Origin of the sequence: Chelativorans intermedius, from assembly GCF_025398255.1 — a bacterium.
In the GTDB taxonomy this organism is placed as follows: domain Bacteria; phylum Pseudomonadota; class Alphaproteobacteria; order Rhizobiales; family Rhizobiaceae; genus Chelativorans; species Chelativorans intermedius.
Genome location: NZ_JAODNW010000007.1, coordinates 53,667 through 73,411 on the forward strand (window position 1 = coordinate 53,667; position 19,745 = coordinate 73,411).

A 19,745-nucleotide genomic window follows, 5' to 3' on the forward strand; every position below is an offset into this window, starting at 1 on the left:
GCCTGCCTGGTTGGAAGTCAAGCGCTCAGCCCGCCGAACAGCGTCGGCATGTCGAGCGGGCGGAAGCCGTAGTGCTGGAGCCAGCGTATGTCGGCGTCGAAGAAGGCGCGCAGATCCGGCATGCCGTATTTCAGCATGGCGATGCGGTCGATGCCCATGCCCCAGGCAAAGCCCTGATACTCGTCCGGGTCGAGCCCGCCATGGCGCAGCACGTTGGGGTGCACCATGCCGCAGCCCAGGATCTCCATCCAGTCCTCGCCCTCGCCGAAGCGCACCTCTCCCGGCTTCGAGCGGTCGCACTGGATGTCCACTTCCAGGCTCGGCTCGGTGAAGGGGAAGAAGGAGGGCCGGAAGCGCATGGTGAGCTGCGGCACCTCGAAGAAGGCCTTGCAGAACTCGGTCAGCACCCACTTCATGTTGGCGATGTTGGCCGTCTTGTCGATCACCAGCCCTTCGAGCTGGTGAAACATGGGCGAGTGCGTCGCATCGGAGTCGCAGCGATAGGTCTTGCCCGGAATGACGATGCGGATCGGCGGCTTCTGCGCCTCCATGGTGCGGATCTGCACCGGCGATGTGTGGGTGCGCAGAAGCTTGCGCTCGCCCGTCTCGTCCGGCTCCAGGAAGAAGGTGTCGTGCATCTCGCGCGCCGGGTGTCCTTCGGGGAAGTTGAGCGCGGTGAAATTGTAGTAGTCGGTCTCGATGTCCGGTCCTTCGGCGATCTCGAATCCCAGATCGCCGAAGATGGCGGCGATCTCGTCGATCACCTGGCTGATGGGGTGGATGCGCCCGCGCTCGGCCGGCGGCCGGGCGACCGGCAGTGTGACGTCCACCCTTTCGCGCTTGAGCCGCTCGGCGATGGCCGCCTCCCGCAGCGCCGCCCGCCGTTCGGCGATGGCCTCGGCAACTCGGGTCTTCAAGCCGTTGATGGCCGGTCCCATCACCTGGCGCTCCTCGGGCGACATGGCGCCCAGGGTCTTCAGCTTCGCGGAGATGGAGCCCTTCTTGCCGAGCGCCGCCACGCGCACGGCTTCCACCGCCTGCTCGTCCCCGGCGGCCGCGATCTCGCGGAGGATGGTCCGTTCAAGCTCTTCCAACTCGCTCATCGCCCTTGTCTCCGTCCCGGCCTCACCTGTCCGGGAAAGCACATTGTCGTTGTCCATGTGTCTCATCTTCGCTCGTCGCCATCATGAAAAAACCCGCGCCAGCCCTGCCAGCGCGGGTTTCCCGAAAAAATCTCTCTGTAGCTTCGGGAAGCGCTGACCTCAGGCGACAGCGCTTTCAAAAGCGTTCGGGGTGGTATCCTTCAGATACACGAGCGCCTCCTTGGACTTCTCCACCAGCGCGGCGAAGGCCTGCGGCTCGTGCACGGCCATGTCGGCCAGCACCTTGCGGTCGATCTCGATGCCCGCCTTGTTCAGCCCGTCGATGAAGCGGCCATAGGTCAGCCCGTGCTGGCGCGCGGCGGCATTGATGCGCTGGATCCACAGGGCGCGGAAATTGCGCTTGCGGTTCTTGCGGTCGCGATAGGCATATTGCAGCGACTTCTCGACTGCCTGCTTGGCGATACGGATGGTGTTCTTGCGGCGGCCGTAGAAGCCCTTGGCGGACTTCAGAACCTTCTTGTGCTTGGCGTGGGCGGTAACGCCCCTCTTCACGCGGGCCATGGCATGATCTCCTTCAATTCCGGCGTGTCATCAGAAGCCGTAGGGCATGAACTTCTTCACGATCTGCGTATCGGGATCGGAAAGAACCATCGTGCCCCGCGCCTTGCGGATGAACTTGTTGGAACGCTTGATCATGCCGTGCCGCTTGCCCGCGGCCTGCACCTTCACCTTGCCGGTGGCGGTCACCTTGAACCGCTTCTTGGCGGAAGACTTGGTCTTCATCTTGGGCATTTTGCTTTATCTCCGGTATGTGCGCCGAGCGGCGCTTGATCTGGCCGGGCCATATCGGCCCGAAAGCATTTGGAGCCGCCACGGCATGCCCTGCCGGCCGGCTCGAACGACGGGTGCTCATATCAGCAAGTGCCCGCCGGCGCAATAGCCAGCCGGACGTCAGAAGAGCCGGAAGAGGATGGGGATGATCCCCAGTTCCTGGCCTTCCTCCACCAGTTCGAAGAAAGGAATGGAGACGAGAAAGACCAGGCCGTCGAGCAGCGTCCGGTTGAAGATCTCCGGCCTGAATGTGACCTCCTCCTGATCCCTGAAAAGCCGTGGATTGGGGAGGAAGCGCGGCACGCGGTCGAGATAGGCAAGATAGGGCGCGCCGAGCACGGCCTTCAGGTACCGCTCTTCGCGCAGCGCGACGATGTAGAAGGCGGTGGCGCAGAAGGCGGCGGAAAGAGCCGTGATGACCAGGCTTCCCGTCTGCGCGCCGACGCCACCCGCCGCGATGGTGGAGAAGAAATAAAGCGGGTTGCGCGTGACCGAATAGGGACCGGTGGAAACGAGTTCGGCGGACTTCCGCCCGCCGATATAAAGGATCGACCAGAGCCGGCCACCTATGCCGACAAGGATGAAGGCAAGGCCGAAGGACTCGATCCGCTCGTGCGCCAGCTCGTCATGCAGCGAACCGCCGAAGATGAGCAGCACGCAAATGATGCCGACAAGGAACGCAAGCACATAACGGCGCGACGACTGGAACGCAGCCATCGCCCTGGTGGTCTCGCCACGCATCTTCAACCCCTGTCCAGCGAAAAGTCTGCCGGCGAGGGTTGAACCGCATCTTGGCTATTTCGGGGCAAGCACCATCATCATCTGGCGCCCCTCCAGCTTCGGCTCCGCCTCCACCTTGGCGATCGGCTCCACCTCTTCGCGCACGCGGTTGAGAAGCTGCATGCCGAGCTCCAGATGAGCCATCTCGCGGCCGCGGAAGCGCAAGGTCAGCTTCACCTTGTCGCCGTCCTCGAAGAAGCGTCGCACGGCCTTCATCTTCGTCTCGTAGTCGTGCTTGTCGATGTTGGGCCGCATCTTGATCTCTTTGATCTCGATGGTCTTCTGCTTCTTCCGGGCTTCGGCGGCCTTTTTCTGGTTCTGGTACTTCAGCTTGCCGAGATCGATGATCTTGCACACGGGCGGATTGGCGTTGGGCGAGACCTCGACGAGGTCCAGCCCCACATCCTCGGCCGCCCGCAGGGCGTCTTCTGTCGCGACGATACCCCGATTGTTGCCTTCCTCGTCGATGAGCTGCACCCGGGGAACCCGGATGTCGCGGTTGGCGCGGGGCCCCTCCTTCACCGGAGGCGGCGCTTTGAACGGTCTGCGAATGGTCTTCGTCTCCTCAAATCGTTGACGGAACGCTTTGCCCGCGGCAGCGGGCGGATGGCTATGTGCGCCTGGCGAGCCTTGTGTCAATAGCATATCCAGGCAAAAGAATCACGGAAAAGCAGGAGCGGGTGACGCCCCGCCCTTCCCTTCCGCGCCGCAGCGCACATGCCCGAACATTATGCCACAGGAGGACACGGATGAGCCAGAGCGAACCTTCCCGCATCAAGGTCGACGGGGTCGAAATTGCCGTGCGCCACCGTCCGGGCGGCACGCCGGGCCTGGTCTGGCTCGGCGGATACCGCTCCGACATGCTGGGCACCAAGGCCGAGGCGCTGGACGCCTGGGCGGCCGAGAACGGGCTTGCCGCAACCCGGCACGACTATTCCGGCCATGGCGAATCGGGCGGCGCCTTCGCCGAGGGCACCATCTCGCGCTGGCTGGCCGAGAGCCTCGCCGTCTTCCGCCGGTTCACGCAGGGGCCGCAGATCCTCGTCGGCTCCTCCATGGGCGCCTGGATCGCGCTCAGAATGGTGCAGGAGCTGCACAGGGCCCGCGAGAGCGCGCGCCTCGGCGGGCTTCTGCTCATCGCTCCGGCGCCCGACTTCACCAGCGAGCTGGTGGAGCCGCGCCTGAGCGACGCGCAGCGCCGGGCCCTGCAGACGCAGGGCTATATCGAGGAGCCGTCGCGATATGCGCCGGAGCCCGACCTTTATACGCGGGCGCTCATCGAGGACGGGCGCAGCAACCGCGTGCTCGATGGCATCATAGACACCCATTGCCCGGTGCACATTCTCCAGGGCATGGCCGATCCCGAGGTGCCCTATGAACATGCCATGCGCCTCGTCGAACATCTGCCGGCCGACGACGTGGCGCTCACGCTGGTCCGCGACGGCGATCACCGCCTGTCGCGCCCGCAGGACATCGACCTGATGCGGCGCGTGCTCGCGGCGCTTGCCGCGCGGGCGAGATAGGCTTGCTGCCAGCCCCTCCATATAGGCAGGGCGTGCCGTCGTTTCATGTCTTGAAACGCGTCATGCCTCTTCCCATGTGCTTCTGTGCGGCCGCAGCCCCTGTTTCAACCGATGAGGAACCGGTGACGATGACCAATTCTGCACTGATACGCCCCGCCTGGACGCCGGCGACCATCGCCCTGATGGTGATCGGCTTCATGGTGTTCTGGCCGCTCGGGCTCGCCATGCTCGCCTACATTCTTTGGGGCGACAGGCTCGGCGAGTTCAAGCGCGACGTGAACCGCGCCACCGACGGCATGTTCGCCAACTGTCGCCGCGCCTCCCGCGTCCACGCCCGCACGGGCAACGTCGCCTTCGACGAATGGCGCGAGAAGGAGCTGGAGCGCCTGGCCGAGGAGCGCCGCAAGCTCGACGCCATGCGCGAGGAGTTCGACGAGTATGTGCGCGAGCTGCGCCGCGCCAAGGACCAGGAAGAGTTCGACCGCTTCATGAAGGAGCGCAGGAGTGCCCGCAGCGACGACGGCATCGAGGGCAAGGCGGAAGGCTGAGACCGCCGGCCTTGCCCAGCCGATCCGAACGGCGCCCTCTGCGGGGCGCCGTTTTCGTTTGGGCGGGTCCGCGTTTTTCCCGCCCCATGGCGGTCCGAATCGTCTATCGTGGTCGCCATGCTCTCCCGTTTTTCAGCCAAGGCACCGCGAAAGACGGCGGCCTCCTCGGTGGAGCGCTCCCACCGGGTGGCCGGCCGGGAGCTGCCGCTCAGGATCGTCGAAAACCCCCGCGCCAGGCGGCTCACCCTGCGCATCGCGCCGGGTGGCGCGGCGCTGCGCGTCACCGTGCCGCCGGGCCTTTCGCTTTCCGAGGTGGAGCGATTTCTGGCCCGTCATGAGGGCTGGCTCGAACAGCGGCTCAGGAAGCTGCCGGAAGAGCCGCTCGTCCGCCCGGGAATCAAGATCCCGCTGCGCGGCGTGCCGCATCTTGTGGTTCACGCGCCGCACCGGCGCGGCGCGGTGGAGGTTTCGGCGATCGACGGCCAGCCGGCGCTGGTGGTGATGGGCGATCGCCGCCATCTGCCGCGGCGGCTTGCCGACTTCCTGAAACGGGAGGCCAAGCGTGACATCGAGGCGCTGGTCGCCCGCCACACCAGGGCCGTGGGGCGGCCGGCGCGCGCCATCCGCTACCGCGATACGACCAGCCGCTGGGGGTCCTGCACCTCGGACGGCGTGCTTTCCTTTTCCTGGCGCATCATGATGGCCCCGCCGGCGGTGATCAACTATCTGGTGGCGCACGAGGTGGCGCATCTGAAGGAGATGAATCACGGTCCCCGCTTCTGGGCGCTGTGCGAGGCGCTGTGCCCCCGCACGCAGGAGGCCAGACAGTGGCTGAAGCGCAACGGAACGGCGCTGCAGGCGATCCGATTTGGCGAATAGCGCGCAGCGGGTCGCGGGCAGAGCCGGGAGCGCCGGCCATGGGCTCACCCCGGCCCGTCATCCGCTCTTCCCTCGACACCGGCGCCATTTCATGCCACTTCCAGCCTCATGGAACTCGACATCAAGATCTGCGGCCTGAAGAGCGAGGAAGCGGTGGCCGCCGCGCTGGAAGGCGGGGCGAGCCATGTCGGCTTTATCTTCTTCGACAGGAGCCCCCGCCACGTCACGGTGGAGACCGCGCGCCGCCTGCGCCGGGCGGCGGTGGGCAGGGCGCTTGCCGTGGCGGTGACGGTGGACGCCGACGACGAGACGCTGTCGCGAATCGTCGGCGAGATGCAGCCCGACATGCTACAGCTTCACGGTCAGGAAAGCCCCGAGCGTGCGGCCGCGCTCAGGGCGCGTTTCGCCCTGCCCGTGATGAAGGCGCTGGCGGTGCGCGAAAAGAAGGATCTCGAGGCCGTCGCGGCCTATCGCGGCGTCTGCGACCGCCTGCTGCTCGATGCCAAGCCGCCGCCGGGCGCCGTCCTCCCCGGCGGCAACGGCATCCCCTTCGACTGGCGGCTGCTCGCCTTTCTTGACGATGATGTGGATTACATGCTTTCCGGTGGTCTGAACGCCGCCAACATCGCCGCGGCCCTGCGCGCCTGCCGCCCGCGCGGCATCGACGTCTCGTCGGGCGTGGAACGGGCGCCGGGCGACAAGGACCCGCAGATGATACGCGCCTTCTTCCACGCCGTGCGCGGCGTGGCAGGAGCCCGACCAGAGGAGACGGCATGAACACGCCGGCTGAACCCAACTCCTTCCGCATCGGCCCCGACGAACAGGGCATGTTCGGCATTTTCGGCGGTCGTTTCGTGGCCGAAACGCTGATGCCCCTGATCCTCGATCTGGAGGCGCACTGGGAGGCGGCCAAGAAGGACCCGGCCTTCAAGGCCGAGCTGGAGCATCTGGGCACGCATTACACGGGCCGCCCCTCGCCGCTTTACTTCGCCGAGCGGCTGACGGAGCATCTGGGCGGCGCCAAGATCTACTTCAAGCGCGACGAGCTGAATCACACGGGCAGCCACAAGATCAACAACTGCCTGGGCCAGATTCTTCTCGCCCGCCGCATGGGCAAGACGCGCATCATCGCCGAGACGGGCGCCGGCCAGCACGGCGTGGCCACGGCGACGGTGGCCGCCCGCTTCGGCTTGCCCTGCGTGGTCTATATGGGCGCCACGGATGTCGAGCGGCAGGCGCCCAATGTCTTCCGCATGAAGCTGCTGGGCGCGGAGGTGAAGCCCGTCAGCGCCGGCCACGGCACGCTCAAGGACGCGATGAACGAGGCGCTGCGCGACTGGGTGACCAACGTCGAGAACACCTACTATCTCATCGGCACCGCCGCCGGACCGCACCCCTACCCGGAGATGGTGCGCGACTTTCAGTCGGTGATCGGCACGGAGGTGCGCGAGCAGATCCTGGCCGCCGAGGGCCGCCTGCCCGACCTTCTGGTTGCCGCCGTCGGCGGCGGATCGAACGCCATCGGCCTGTTCCATCCCTTCCTCGACGAGCGCAAGGTTGCCATCGTCGGTGTCGAGGCGGGCGGCAGGGGGCTCGAGGGCGACGAGCATTGCGCCTCCCTGACGGCCGGCCGGCCGGGCGTGCTGCATGGAAACCGCACCTATCTGCTGCAGAACGAGGACGGGCAGATCAAGGAAGGCCACTCCATCTCCGCCGGCCTCGACTATCCGGGCATCGGGCCGGAGCATTCCTGGCTGAAGGAATCGGGCCGTGTCGAATATGTGCCGATCATGGATCACGAGGCGCTGGAGGCGTTCCAGCTTCTCACCCGCCTCGAGGGCATCATCCCGGCGCTGGAGCCCGCCCACGCGCTGGCCGAGGTCATCAAGCGCGCGCCGAAGATGGGCAAGGACCAGATCATCGTGATGAATCTGTGCGGGCGCGGCGACAAGGATGTCTTCTCCGCCGCCAAGCATCTGGGCATGGAGATCTGATGGCGCATTTCATCGACATCTGGATAAACTGCCCCGACCGGCAGACGGCAAAGAAGATCGCCGCCGCCTGCATTGAGGCGCGGCTGGCGGCCTGTGCCAACATCCTCGCCCCCGTTTCCAGCCTCTATCGCTGGCAGGGCAAGGTGGAAAGCGCCGAGGAGGTGCCGCTTCTGCTCAAGACGCGTGCCGCGCATTTCGACGCCGTGTGCGAAACGGTGCGCCCGCTGCACCCCTACGACACGCCGTCCATCGTGGCCACGGCGCTCGACGACATCGACCAGCGCTACGCCGACTGGCTGCGCAAGGAGACGAAGGAGCCGGCATGACCGCGTCGTGGGTGCCGGCATTTGTTGAAGCCAGATATTGCCAGATATCGTATGTCTCTTGAATCGCTGTCGATTTCGACGCTGCCGGCGCAAAATGTGTTGCTTCGCGCGCGCAATTCACCTAGCTATTCAAGCAGTAATCCCGCATGGTTCGCCCAGCGGCCCCCACGGGCTCCGGCTCGTGGGGTTTGTCTTTTCTGCGGCATTGATCGAACGGCCGTATGACACGTTGCTCGTTTTTCATCGACGGATTCAATCTCTATCACGCACTCCGCAGGCTGGACGGTCCGCATCTGAAATGGGTGAACCTGCGTGCCCTGATGGCACGGCGGATTTCAAGATCGGAAACAACATCAAACATCTATTGTTTTTCAGCCTATGCTGATTGGCTCCCCGGGCCCCGTCGCAGGCATGAGCAATATGTCGCAGCACCTGCCGCGGTCGATGTGGAAATCGTACTCGGTAAGTTCAAGAAAAAGGACCGCTATTGCCCGCGCTGCAAGGGTGCTACGATTGGGCATGAAGAAAAGGAAACCGACGTCAACATCGCCTTGTGCATGCTCGACGAGGCTTACAAGGATACTTATGATCGCGCATATGTGGTGTCGCGGGACAGCGACCTCAAACCCGCGATTGCAATGGTGCGCAACGAGTTTCCCGACAAGGAAGTGATCGTCGTCGCGCCACCTCACTTCGGTCATTCGGCCGACCTGCTGAGCGCGGCAAGCAGAAAGCGCAAAATCTCGAAAAGGCAGATCGAGCAATGCCTTTTCCCAGAACATGTGCTGGACTCCGGCGGCAATGTTGTAGCAACTCGCCCGCAGGAGTATCAGCCTCCAGACCGCGAACATACTGAGGTGTAGATGTGACCCACACGCGCATCGACAAGGCTTTTGCCCGGTTGAGGGCGGAAAACCGGCCTGCGCTCGTGACCTACTTCATGGCCGGCGATCCCGATTACGAGACGGCGCTCCGGATCATGAAGGCGCTGCCCGGGGCGGGCAGCGACATCATCGAGCTTGGCATGCCCTTCTCCGATCCCATGGCCGATGGCCCGGCCATCCAGGCCGCCGGCCAGCGCGCACTGAAGGGTGGGCAGACGCTGGCCCGAACGCTGGAGATGGCCCGCGCCTTCCGTCAGGGGGACGACACGACGCCCATCGTGATGATGGGCTACTACAATCCCATCTACATCTACGGCGTGGAGCGCTTCCTGGCCGATGCCCGTGCTGCCGGCATCGACGGTCTCATCGTCGTCGACCTGCCGCCCGAGATGGACGAGGAGCTGTGCCTGCCGGCCATTGGCGCGGGGATCAATTTCATCCGCCTTGCCACGCCCACCACGGATGACAAGCGCCTGCCCAAGGTTCTGGAGAACACCTCCGGCTTCGTCTACTACGTGTCGATGACGGGCATCACCGGCTCGGCGTTGCCCGACACGTCGAAGGTCGGTGCGGCCGTGTCCCGCATCAAGGGCCACACGTCGCTGCCGGTCTGTGTCGGTTTTGGCGTCAAGACCGCCGCCCAGGCGCGCGCCATCGGCGCCGTGGCCGACGGCGTGGTGGTGGGAACGGCGATCGTCAATGCCATTGCCAATGTGCTGGGCCCCGACGGACGGGCGACCGCCGATCCGGCGGAGGCCGTCTCCACCCTGGTGCGCGGTCTGGCCGGGGGCGTGCGCGAGGCGCGCCTCGCCACTGCCGAATAAAGACCGCATTTCCGCCGCAAAAGCACGACAGCCGAACCGCAACGAGAAGGGCGAGCCCATGAACTGGATCACCAACTATGTGCGGCCGAAGATCAACTCCATGTTCGGCCGCCGCGAGATGCCGGAAAATCTCTGGATCAAGGACCCGGAGACCGGCGAGATGGTTTTCCACAAGGATCTGGAGGAAAACCAGTGGGTCATCCCTTCCTCTGGCCATCACATGAAGATCAAGGCGCGCGATCGCCTGCGGTTCTTCTTCGACGAGGGTGCGTTCGAGACGCTGGAGAACCCCAAGGTCGTCACCGATCCGCTGAAGTTTCGCGACGAGCGGCGCTATACCGACCGTCTGCGCGACGCCCGCTCCAAGACGGGCCTGGAAGATGCGGTGCTGAACGCGGTGGGCCGCGTTGAGGGCCTGGAGGTGGTGGCCACGGTGCAGGACTTCGCCTTCATCGGCGGCTCGCTGGGCATGGCGGCGGGCGAGGCCATCATCTGCGGTTTCGAAACGGCGCTGAAGCGCCGCCTGCCCCTGGTGCTGTTCGCCGCCTCCGGCGGCGCGCGCATGCAGGAAGGCATTTTCTCGCTCATGCAGCTTCCGCGCACCACCGTCGCCGTGGACCGGCTGAAGGAGGCGGGCCTTCCCTACATCGTGGTGCTGACCAACCCCACCACCGGCGGCGTCACCGCCTCCTATGCCATGCTGGGCGACGTCCACATCGCCGAGCCCGGCGCGCTCATCGGCTTTGCCGGACCGCGCGTCATCGAGCAAACCATCCGCGAGAAGCTGCCCGAGGGCTTCCAGCGCGCCGAATATCTTCTGGAGCACGGCATGGTCGACATGGTCGTGCCGCGCCAGGAGCTGAAGCCCACCATCGCGCGCCTGCTCAAGATCCTGCTCAAGACGCGCGAGGAAGGGACCGAGGAGGGCGCGCAGGCTCCGGCCGTGCTGTCGGCGCCGCCCGCTGCGGAGCGCGCCGAAGCCGCCACCCGGACGTGAGCGCCGTCTTGAAATCCTGCCGCTGAAGGCTGCGAAGATGAGTGTGGATACCGCAGGGCAGGCCATCGAGCGGCTGATGTCGCTCCACCCCAAGGGATTCGACCTGTCGCTGGAGCGCATCGCCCGGCTGCTCTCCCGGCTCGGCAATCCCGAGCAGCGGCTGCCCCCGGTCATCCACATCGCCGGCACGAACGGCAAGGGCTCGGCTGCTGCCTTTTCGCGCGCGCTTCTCGAAGCGGCGGGCAGGGCGGTCCATGTCCACACCTCCCCGCATCTGGTGAACTGGCACGAGCGCTACCGCCTGGCCGCGCCCGGCGGCGGGCGCCTGGTGGCGGATGCCGTGCTGGCCGAGGCGGTGGAGCGCGTGGCACAGGCCAATGGCGGCGAGGCCATCACCGTGTTCGAGCTTCTCACGGCCGTCATGTTCGAGCTGTTTTCCGAGCACCCGGCGGATGCCGCCATCGTCGAGGTGGGGCTTGGCGGCCGTTTCGATGCCACCAACGTGATTCCCCGCCCCGCCGTGAGCCTCATCATGCCGGTCTCGCTCGACCATGAGGCGTATCTGGGAGATCGGGTGGAGCTGATCGCGGCCGAAAAGGCCGGCATCATCAAGCCCGGCGCGCCTGTCGTCGTCGGCCAGCAGGAATGGGACGCCGCCCGCGAGGTGCTGATCGAAACGGCAGAGCGACTGGGCTGCCCCCTCAAGGTCTACGGCCAGGACTTCATCGCCGTGGAGGAGCATGGCCGCATGGTCTATCAGGACGAGGACGGCCTGCTCGACCTGCCGCTGCCGCACCTTGCCGGGCGCCACCAGATCGCCAACGCCGCCGCCGCCATCGCCGCCGTCAAGGCGGCGGGCTTTGCCCTTGAAGAGGGGGCGGCAGAACGGGCCATGACGCGGGTTTCCTGGCCGGGCCGCCTGCAGCGTCTTCCCGAGGGCCGGCTCTCCGCGCTGGCGCCCGAAGGGGCGGAGATCTGGATCGACGGCGGCCACAATCCGGGTGCGGGCGCGGCCATTGCCGAGGCACTCGCGGAGGCGGAGGAGAAGCGCCCCCGCCCCCTGCTTCTCATCGCCGGCATGCTGGAGACCAAGGACCAGATCGGCTATTTCCGCGCCTTTTCCGGCCTCGTGCGCCATGTCTATACGGTGCCGGTGAGGAACAGCGACGCCGGCGTGCCCAACAGCACGCTTGCCGCCCGGGCCGGCGAGGCCGGCCTTTCGGCGGAACCCGTAAACTCCGTTGCCAATGCGCTGAGGCTTCTGGCCGAGACGTGGAACGGTGACAGCCCGCCGCGCATCCTGATTGCCGGATCGCTCTATCTGGTGGGCGAGGTGCTGGCGGAGAACGGAACGCCGCCGGATTGAACCATCCCTCCGGTCCCATCCGCCTTGACGGTTCGTCAGCCCGGTCATAGTTTAGAATTATTCTAAACTAACTGGATTCCCCGTCTCATGTTCAATCGTCTGTTCGGTTTCAACCGGCGTGCCTTTTCTTCTCTCTCGGAGCAGGAGATCCTGGCGCTTGCCATCTCCTCGGAGGAGGACGATGCGCGCATCTACCGCGCCTATGCGGATGGGCTTGCGGACGACTACCCGCACACCGCGGCGATGTTCGAGGAGATGGCGGCGGAAGAGGACAGGCACCGCGCCTGGCTGATCGAGCTCTACCGCAAGCGTTTCGGCGAGCGTATTCCGCTCATCCGCCGCGAGCATGTGCGCGGCTACTACCAGCGCCGGCCGGACTGGCTGGTGCGCCCCCTCGGGCTTGAGAATGTGCGCGCCCAGGCGGCGCTGATGGAGGAGGAGGCGCAGCGCTTCTACGCCCATGCCGCGCAGCGCACCGAGGACGCCGCGACCCGCAAGCTCCTGGGGGATCTGGCGGCGGCCGAGCAGCGCCACGAGGCGCTGGCCGGCCATCTTGCCGAGAAGCATCTGGAGGGCGATGCGGGCCGGCAGGAGGAGCGCACGGAGCGGCGCCAGTTCATCCTCACCTATGTGCAGCCGGGGCTGGCCGGGCTGATGGACGGCTCGGTCTCCACGCTTGCGCCCATTTTCGCCGCGGCCTTCGCCACGGGCGACACCTGGCAGACCTTTCTCGTCGGCCTCGCCGCCTCCCTGGGTGCCGGCATCTCCATGGGGTTCACCGAGGTCGCCTCCGACGACGGCGTGATCTCGGGGCGCGGCTCGCCGCTCAAGCGCGGCCTGACCACTGGCATCATGACGGCGCTCGGCGGCCTCGGCCACGCCCTGCCCTATCTCATCCCCGATTTCTGGACGGCCACCACGATCGCCATCGCCATCGTTTTCCTGGAGCTGTGGGCCATCGCCTTCATCCAGAACCGCTACATGGAAACGCCGTGGAGCCGCGCCATCTTCCAGGTGGTGCTGGGCGGCGCGCTGGTGTTTGCCGCGGGAATGTTAATCGGCAACGCCTGAACGGCGGTGGCGGGCGCCCGTCCCCTCACACGTCCAGATTGGCCACCGAGAGCGCGTTTTCCTGGATGAACTCGCGGCGAGGCTCCACCTCGTCGCCCATCAGGCGCGAGAAAAGGGAGTCGGCGTCCGTCGCATCCGGCACCTTCACCTGCAGGAGAGAGCGGGCGTTGGGGTCGAGCGTCGTCTCCCAGAGCTGCTCCGAGTTCATCTCGCCAAGCCCCTTGTAGCGCTGCATGGTCAGCCCCTTGCGGCCGGTGGCGAAGATGGCGTCGAGCAGGGCCATCGGCCCCGAGATGGACTCCGCCTTGTCATTGCGCCGCAGGACCGGCGGCTTGCCGTAGATTTCCTGCAGCCGCGCCGTGTAGCGATCGATGGCGCGCGCATCGGCCGAGCCGATGAGCGCGGGGTCGAGAACGATGACGTCGCGCACCCCGCGCACCGTGCGCTCGAAGAGATAGCCGCCGGCCCCTTCGTTGGAGGGGTTGAGGCGCCCCTGCCAGCCGCGCTCGGTCTCCTCGGAGATGATGTCGAGCCGCCGCGCCACATATTCCGCCGCCTCGCTGGCGCGCGCCGTATCGGCCAGCACGGCTGCGTTCAGCGCCCCGGCAATGGCCGCCTGTTCGACCACGGAGCGGTCGTAGCGCGTGTGCAGCCCGTTGATGAGCGCGCGCACGGCACGTGCGTCCTCCACCACCTGGCGCAGGTCCTCGCCCGAGCGCACCTCGCCGCCGGAAAGCTCCAGCACCGCCTCCTGCAGGCCGCTGTCGATCAGAAACTCCTCGAAGGCAGCCTCGTCCTTGATGTATTGGACGGACTTGCCGCGCGTTACCTTGTAGAGCGGCGGCTGCGCGATATAGAGGTGCCCGCGTTCGATGATCTCCGGCATCTGCCGGAAGAAGAAGGTGAGAAGCAGCGTGCGGATATGGGCGCCGTCCACGTCGGCGTCCGTCATGATGATGATCTTGTGATAGCGCAGCTTCTCGATGTTGAACTCGTCCTTGCCGATGCCGGTGCCCAGTGCCGTAATCAGCGTGCCGATCATGTCGGAAGAGAGCATGCGGTCGAAGCGGGCGCGCTCGACATTCAGGATCTTGCCGCGCAGCGGCAGGATGGCTTGGTTCTTGCGCGAACGGCCGGACTTGGCCGAGCCGCCGGCCGAATCGCCCTCGACGATGAAGAGCTCGGATTTTGCCGGATCGCGCTCCTGGCAGTCGGCCAGCTTGCCGGGCAGCGAGGTGATGTCGAGCGCCCCCTTGCGGCGGGTGAGCTCCCGCGCCTTGCGCGCGGCCTCACGGGCTGCCGCGGCTTCCACCACCTTGCTCACCAGCGTCCTGGCCTCGGCCGGGTGTTCTTCGAGCCAGGTGCCCAGCGCCTCGTTGACGAGGCCCTCGACCACCGGCCGCACCTCGGATGAGACCAGCTTGTCCTTCGTCTGGGAAGAGAACTTCGGGTCCGGCACCTTCACCGAAAGCACCGCCGTCAGCCCCTCGCGGCAGTCGTCGCCCGTCAGCGACACCTTCTCCTTCTTCGTCAGGCCGGAGGATTCCGCATAGGCGGTCACCTGCCGTGTCAACGCGCCGCGAAAGCCCGCCAGATGCGTGCCGCCGTCGCGCTGCGGGATGTTGTTGGTGAAGGTGAGCACATTCTCGTGGTAGGAATCGTTCCACCACATGGCCACCTCGACGGTGATGCCGTCGCGTTCGCCGACAATGGCGATGGGATCGGCGATCAGCGGCTTCTTGGCCCGGTCGAGATAGCGTACGAACGCCTCGATGCCGCCTTCATACAGAAATTCCTGCTGCCGCACGTCGGCATGGCGCCGGTCGGTGAGGATGATGCGCACGCCGGAATTCAGGAAGGCAAGCTCGCGCAGGCGGTGCTCCAGCGTCGAATAGTCGAACTCCGTCATGGTGAAGGTTTCGGGGGAGGGCAGGAAGGTCACCTCCGTGCCCGTCTCCGCGCCGGCCTCGCCGGTCACCGCCAGCGGCGCATCGGCCACGCCATTGGTGAAGCTCATCTCGTGGATCTTGCCCTTGCGGCGGATTTTAAGCTTCAGCCAGGAGGAGAGCGCGTTGACCACGGAAACGCCGACGCCGTGCAGCCCGCCGGAGACCTTGTAGGAATTCTGGTCGAACTTTCCGCCGGCATGAAGCTGGGTCATGATGACCTCGGCCGCCGACACGCCTTCCCCGGCGTGCAGCTCGGTGGGAATGCCTCGGCCATTGTCGGTCACCGTGCAGGAGCCGTCGGGATTGAGCGTCACCGTCACCAGCGTGGCATGGCCGGCCAGCGCCTCGTCGATGGCGTTGTCCACCACCTCGTAGACCATGTGATGCAGGCCCGAGCCGTCGTCCGTGTCGCCGATATACATGCCGGGGCGCTTGCGGACGGCATCGAGACCTTTGAGAACCTTGATGGATTCGGCGCCGTATTCGGCCGGTTCGCCGGGAAGTGTTTCGGGCGTGTCGCTCATCAAACGCTTTCGTCAAGGAAGGCGCCGCAAATGGGCGCTCGGAAATGCCGCGAATCAACGGCCACTAACGCCTAAGATATAGGCGTTTCAATGGATTTTTCCAAGCTTTGCCGCGGTTTTGCCACCTGGATTCGCCGCCGCGCCGAGCGGCTGGCCGGCCGCTCCGGCGAGCCGCGCCAGCAGCGCCCGGCGCGTCTCTTCATCCAGGAAGGCGGCTTCGAGCGCGGTGCGGGTGAGCCCGGCCAGCGCCGCCTCGTCGAGGCCGAAATGTTCTGCGGCAACGGCATACTCGCGGCCGAGGTCGGTGTGGAAATGCGGCGGGTCGTCGGAATTGAGCGTCAGCCGGCAGCCGGCGGCCAGAAGCCGGGGGAAGGGGTGGCTGGCAAGGTCGGGGAAGACGCCGAGCGCCACGTTGGAGACGGGGCAGACCTCCAGCACCACGCCCTCCTGCGCGATGCGGGCCAGCAGCTCCGGTCTTTCCGCGGCACGCACGCCATGGCCGATGCGCGCCGGGCGCAGATGGTCGAGCGCCGCTTCCACGCTGTCGGGGCCGCCGAACTCGCCGGCATGCACGGTGATGCCGAGCCCCGCCTCGCGGGCGATGGCGAAGGCGCGGGCAAAGTCGCGCGGGTGGCCGGCGCGCTCGTCTCCCGCCATGCCGAAGCCGGTGACCAGGGGATGGCCGCAGGTGGCGGCAAAGCGCGCGGCATCCTCCACCGAAGGAGGGCCGAAATGGCGCACGCCGGTAACGATCATGCGTGCCTCGATGCCGGTTTTCGCCCGCGCCCGCAGGATGCCCTCGCCGAGCGCACGGGTGTAGGCCTGCGCCGACAGCCCGGCGCGACGGGCATGGTCGGGCGAGGTGAAGAACTCAGCATAGATGGCGCCATGGGCGGCCAGCGCCGCGAGATGCGCCTCGGCGAGGGCGGCATAGTCCTCCTCGCTGCGGAAGAGGCTTGCCGCGGCGTCATAGGCGGCCAGAAAGCTCGTGAAGTCGTGCCAGAAATAGGCCCCGTCGCGGATGAAGCCGGAGATGTCGGCGCCGTATTTTGCCGCTTGGCGCGCAACGAGGGCGGGCGGAGCGGCGCCTTCTATGTGGCAGTGAAGTTCGGCCTTGGGCAGCATTGCAGTCCGATTCCCGCTTGCGGAGAATCAGACCATATCACACACATCGCTCCACGCCGCCGCCCTGCGCAAAAGCGCGAGGAAGCGCTCGCCCGCATTCTCCAGCGGTCCGGAATTGTCGATGACATGCGCCCCTTCCACCGCGAAGGCGCCGGCGCGGGCAAGCCTCGCCATCACCTCTTGGCGGGTTTCCCGCCCCCGGCGGGAGAGGCGCTCGGCAAGGATTTCCGGCGGCGCGGTGACGACGACCGGAAGAACGTTCGCATAACGCGCGCCGAGGCGCGGGATGACGGCGCGCGACACATTGGCCACGACGACGCTGCCCTCGCGCATGGCCTCGTCGATGCTTGCCGGCAGGGCATAGCTCAAGCCGTTGGCCTGCCAGGAAAGCGCGAAGCGGCCCTGCGCGCGGGCGCGCTCGAAGGCCGCCTCGTCCAGCGTGTCGTGCATCTCGCCGCCGGCCTCCGCCGGGCGCGTGATGATGCGGCGGGCGAAGACCACGCCGCCTGCCAGCGGCCCCAACCTCCGGCGGGCATAGTCCATCAGCGAATCCTTGCCGCTGCCCGAGGGCCCGGCCACGGCGACGAACACGCCCTGGCGGATGGGAAGGGCCTGCCCGTCCTGCGCACGGTCTTCGGCCACTGCGTGTGTCATGCCACGCGCTGCCCCTCGCGCCACACCGCGCGCACCACAGGAATGCCGCCGTCCAGGCGCACGCGAACCAGATCGGCGCGCCGGCCCGGCTCGATGACGCCGCGATCGTCGAGCCCCACGGCTTCCGCCGGGATCTTCGACACCTTGGCCACCGCCTGCGGAAGGGCAATGCCCTCCACCAGCGTGCTCAGCGAGAAGGCGGCCTGGATGAGGCTGAAAGGGATGTAGTCGGAGGACAGGATGTCGAGAGCGCCCTCGCGGGCCAGCGCGCGCGCCGAAACATTGCCGGAATGCGAGCCGCCGCGCACCAGGTTGGGCGCGCCCATGAGCACCGCCATGCCCGCCTCCTTGGAGGCCCTGGCCGCCGCGGTGGTGGTGGGAAATTCGGCCACGCGCACGCCGACCGCCGCCGCCTCCGCGACGTGCTCGGGCGTGGCGTCGTCGTGGCTTGCCAGGATGATGCCGCGCTCGCGGCAGGCGGCGGAGATGGCCCGCCGGTTGGGCGCCGCGTTGCACTGGGATTCGGCGGTGCGCTTTTCGCAGAAGCGGCGGAACGCCGCGTCGTCCATCTTCATATTCGCCTTGTAATAGGCGGCATAGGTCTCCAGATCGGTGAACTGGCGCTGCCCGGGCGAATGGTCCATCAGCGAGGCGAGCCTGACATGCGGATCGTCCTCGAAGCGCGCGAAGGCGGACAGACAGTCCGGCGCCGAAACCTCGCAGCGCAGATGCAGGTGGTGGTCGGCGCGCAGGCGCCCGGCGGCGATGCTGTCCTCGATGGCGTCGGCCAGGCTGCGCATGCCGTCGGCGTCCACGTCGCCCTCCTCGTCGAGACCGATGCGCAGCGCGTCGAAGACCGTGGTGATCCCGGAGGTGGCGACCTGCGCATCGTGGGCAAGCACCGCGGCGACCGGGTTCCAACGCACCTTCGGCCGTGGCGCAAAGTGCCGTTCCAGGTGATCGGTGTGCAGCTCCACGAGGCCGGGAATGAGGAAATCCCCTTCCAGATCCTCGCCGATTCCGGCGGCGCCGGTGTCGAGACCGGCGATGCGTCCGCCCACGATCTTCACGCTGCCTTCGACCACGGCATCGGCAAGCACGATGCGCGCGTTTCTCAGGATCGTCTCATGCGTCATTCAGGCCAGTTTCCTTTTCCTCTCGCCTCCTATGGCGTGAAAGGAGCGGATGTGGAAGGGCGCGCCCGGCTCCGGCTCCGCGAAAAGGGCGAGCGAGGAAAGCTCCAGAGGCTCCAGAAGCAGCGGGCCGAAGAAGGCGTCGATGGCCCGTTCCATGCGGGGAGCTTCCGCCGCCGGCACCCGTCCCGTCAGCGTCATGTGGAAGCGGAACGCGTCGAAGACGTAAGGATAGCCCCATTTGTGGAGATTTTTCAGCTGCGCCGGCGTCAGGTTTTCCGGGCCTCGCCGTTCGATCTCCTCGGGCGTGAGCGGCGCGCGGAAGGGCTCGAACTTCTCCACCACCTCGCCGGCCAGCCGGTCGAGCGCCGGGGTCGGCGCATCCGGCACGATGGCGAAGAAACCGTCGAGCCGCGCCACCCTGATGCGTTCGACAAGGACGGGCGTGCGCGCCGTGGCAAACGCATCGAGGGCGGCGATCAGCTCGCTCTCGCTGCGGCCCTCGGCGAGGCGGAAGGGTGCCTTCAGCGTGGCGTGAAAGCCATAGCGGCGCGGCGCGGCGGTATGAAAGGCGATCTCGGCGGCCGAAAACCCCTCGACCGGGGTCGGGGCCGGCACCTGCCGGCCGAAGGCGCTGCGTCCCAGCCAGCGCTCGGCAACGCGGCCCAGAGGGTCGTCCTTGTCCGGTGTGAAGTAAATGGCGTATCGCATGGCTATCAATCCTCGCAGACCGCGACGCAATAGGCGATTTGCATGACAGAATAACGAAGCCGTGGCGGAAGCGGCGATAGTTGCGCAAAACCCGGACGCGATCAATGGCGGCGAGGAAGGCCGCGCATACGAAAAAGGCCCGGCGCGAGGGCCGGGCCGGTTTCATGCGGTACGGAAGGCGGTCAGGCAACGGCCTCGCCGATCCATGCCGACAGAACGGTCTTCGGCGCCGCGCCCACCTTCATGTCGGCCACCTCGCCGTTCTTGAACAGCATCAGGGTGGGAATGGAGCGCACGCCGTACTGGGCGGCAAGCTCCGGGTTCTCGTCGATGTTGAGCTTGGCAACCTTGATCTTGCCGTTAAGCTCCGCCGAGATCTCCTCGAGCGCGGGCGCGATCATCTTGCAGGGGCCGCACCATTCCGCCCAGAAATCCACAACCACAGGCTCGCTCGCCTGCAGCACGTCGGTCTCGAAATTGCTGTTGTTGACAGTGACGGTGGCCATCAAGCCTCTCCTTGTCT

Annotated in this window: 22 protein-coding genes; 11 read left to right on the top strand and 11 right to left on the bottom strand. The window is 66.5% G+C overall.

Annotation, left to right across the window (positions count from 1 at the left end; genetic code table 11):
* Window positions 1–17: 17 nt before the first annotated feature.
* The 5 genes from pheS to infC all read right to left on the bottom strand — a co-directional run bounded on the left by pheS (window position 18) and on the right by infC (window position 3,266).
* Window positions 18–1,103, bottom strand: coding sequence for a phenylalanine--tRNA ligase subunit alpha (gene pheS, locus NYR58_RS07080; protein WP_261519781.1), 1,086 nt, complete (start codon window positions 1,101–1,103; stop codon window positions 18–20).
* 159 nt (window positions 1,104–1,262) lie between these two features.
* Window positions 1,263–1,664, bottom strand: a complete 402-nt coding sequence (gene rplT, locus NYR58_RS07085; protein WP_261519782.1) for a 50S ribosomal protein L20 — start codon at window positions 1,662–1,664, stop codon at window positions 1,263–1,265.
* Window positions 1,665–1,694: 30 nt separating this feature from the next.
* Window positions 1,695–1,895 carry a 50S ribosomal protein L35 gene (rpmI, locus tag NYR58_RS07090; RefSeq protein WP_261519783.1) on the bottom strand — a complete coding sequence of 67 codons (201 nt, stop codon included), beginning with the start codon at window positions 1,893–1,895 and terminating at the stop codon, window positions 1,695–1,697.
* A gap of 159 nt (window positions 1,896–2,054) precedes the next feature.
* Window positions 2,055–2,675 carry a methyltransferase family protein gene (locus NYR58_RS07095; RefSeq protein ID WP_261519784.1) on the bottom strand — a complete coding sequence of 207 codons (621 nt, stop codon included), beginning with the start codon at window positions 2,673–2,675 and terminating at the stop codon, window positions 2,055–2,057.
* Between the two features lie 54 nt (window positions 2,676–2,729).
* Entirely contained in the window at window positions 2,730–3,266 is a 537-nt protein-coding gene (gene infC / locus NYR58_RS07100; protein WP_261519964.1) for a translation initiation factor IF-3, read from the bottom strand.
* A 197-nt stretch (window positions 3,267–3,463) separates the two neighbouring features.
* Here infC and NYR58_RS07105 point away from each other — a divergent pair, with 197 nt between their 5' ends.
* The 11 genes from NYR58_RS07105 to mbfA all read left to right on the top strand — a co-directional run bounded on the left by NYR58_RS07105 (window position 3,464) and on the right by mbfA (window position 13,126).
* Entirely contained in the window at window positions 3,464–4,237 is a 774-nt protein-coding gene (locus NYR58_RS07105) for an alpha/beta hydrolase (protein ID WP_261519785.1), read from the top strand.
* 128 nt (window positions 4,238–4,365) lie between these two features.
* Entirely contained in the window at window positions 4,366–4,785 is a 420-nt protein-coding gene (locus NYR58_RS07110; protein ID WP_261519786.1) for a DUF2852 domain-containing protein, read from the top strand.
* Window positions 4,786–4,902: 117 nt separating this feature from the next.
* The gene (locus tag NYR58_RS07115; RefSeq protein WP_261519965.1) at window positions 4,903–5,664 is read left to right on the top strand and encodes a M48 family metallopeptidase; all 762 of its coding nucleotides are present in this window, start codon (window positions 4,903–4,905) and stop codon (window positions 5,662–5,664) included.
* Between the two features lie 108 nt (window positions 5,665–5,772).
* Window positions 5,773–6,441: a phosphoribosylanthranilate isomerase gene (locus NYR58_RS07120; RefSeq protein ID WP_261519787.1), complete on the top strand. Its 669-nt coding sequence runs from the start codon at window positions 5,773–5,775 to the stop codon at window positions 6,439–6,441.
* Window positions 6,438–7,658, top strand: coding sequence for a tryptophan synthase subunit beta (gene trpB / locus NYR58_RS07125; RefSeq protein WP_261519788.1), 1,221 nt, complete (start codon window positions 6,438–6,440; stop codon window positions 7,656–7,658). The genes NYR58_RS07120 and trpB overlap by 4 nt, the downstream gene beginning before the upstream one ends.
* Window positions 7,658–7,984: a divalent-cation tolerance protein CutA gene (gene cutA / locus NYR58_RS07130; protein WP_261519789.1), complete on the top strand. Its 327-nt coding sequence runs from the start codon at window positions 7,658–7,660 to the stop codon at window positions 7,982–7,984. The genes trpB and cutA overlap by 1 nt, the downstream gene beginning before the upstream one ends.
* Before the next feature lie 221 nt (window positions 7,985–8,205).
* Complete coding sequence (locus NYR58_RS07135; protein ID WP_261519790.1) at window positions 8,206–8,847, top strand: NYN domain-containing protein; 642 nt, start codon at window positions 8,206–8,208, stop codon at window positions 8,845–8,847.
* A gap of 2 nt (window positions 8,848–8,849) precedes the next feature.
* Entirely contained in the window at window positions 8,850–9,692 is an 843-nt protein-coding gene (gene trpA, locus NYR58_RS07140) for a tryptophan synthase subunit alpha (protein ID WP_261519791.1), read from the top strand.
* Between the two features lie 58 nt (window positions 9,693–9,750).
* Complete coding sequence (accD, locus tag NYR58_RS07145) at window positions 9,751–10,689, top strand: acetyl-CoA carboxylase, carboxyltransferase subunit beta (RefSeq protein ID WP_261519792.1); 939 nt, start codon at window positions 9,751–9,753, stop codon at window positions 10,687–10,689.
* A 37-nt stretch (window positions 10,690–10,726) separates the two neighbouring features.
* Window positions 10,727–12,055 carry a bifunctional folylpolyglutamate synthase/dihydrofolate synthase gene (locus tag NYR58_RS07150; RefSeq protein WP_261519793.1) on the top strand — a complete coding sequence of 443 codons (1,329 nt, stop codon included), beginning with the start codon at window positions 10,727–10,729 and terminating at the stop codon, window positions 12,053–12,055.
* A gap of 87 nt (window positions 12,056–12,142) precedes the next feature.
* On the top strand, window positions 12,143–13,126 hold the full coding sequence (gene mbfA / locus NYR58_RS07155) for an iron exporter MbfA (protein ID WP_261519794.1): 984 nt from the start codon (window positions 12,143–12,145) through the stop codon (window positions 13,124–13,126).
* A 25-nt stretch (window positions 13,127–13,151) separates the two neighbouring features.
* Here the strand turns inward: mbfA and gyrB are convergent, their stop codons facing one another.
* From gyrB to trxA, 6 genes are all read right to left on the bottom strand, one after another.
* On the bottom strand, window positions 13,152–15,599 hold the full coding sequence (gene gyrB / locus NYR58_RS07160; RefSeq protein ID WP_261519795.1) for a DNA topoisomerase (ATP-hydrolyzing) subunit B: 2,448 nt from the start codon (window positions 15,597–15,599) through the stop codon (window positions 13,152–13,154).
* 87 nt (window positions 15,600–15,686) lie between these two features.
* Window positions 15,687–16,724, bottom strand: a complete 1,038-nt coding sequence (locus NYR58_RS07165) for an adenosine deaminase (RefSeq protein ID WP_261519796.1) — start codon at window positions 16,722–16,724, stop codon at window positions 15,687–15,689.
* Window positions 16,725–16,751: 27 nt separating this feature from the next.
* Complete coding sequence (gene phnN / locus NYR58_RS07170; protein WP_261519797.1) at window positions 16,752–17,378, bottom strand: phosphonate metabolism protein/1,5-bisphosphokinase (PRPP-forming) PhnN; 627 nt, start codon at window positions 17,376–17,378, stop codon at window positions 16,752–16,754.
* On the bottom strand, window positions 17,375–18,514 hold the full coding sequence (locus tag NYR58_RS07175; protein WP_261519798.1) for an alpha-D-ribose 1-methylphosphonate 5-triphosphate diphosphatase: 1,140 nt from the start codon (window positions 18,512–18,514) through the stop codon (window positions 17,375–17,377). The genes phnN and NYR58_RS07175 overlap by 4 nt, the downstream gene beginning before the upstream one ends.
* A complete protein-coding gene (locus tag NYR58_RS07180) occupies window positions 18,515–19,222 on the bottom strand; it encodes a DUF1045 domain-containing protein (protein ID WP_261519799.1) in 708 nt (235 codons plus the stop codon).
* A gap of 182 nt (window positions 19,223–19,404) precedes the next feature.
* A complete protein-coding gene (gene trxA, locus NYR58_RS07185; RefSeq protein WP_261519800.1) occupies window positions 19,405–19,728 on the bottom strand; it encodes a thioredoxin in 324 nt (107 codons plus the stop codon).
* Window positions 19,729–19,745: the final 17 nt, after the last annotated feature.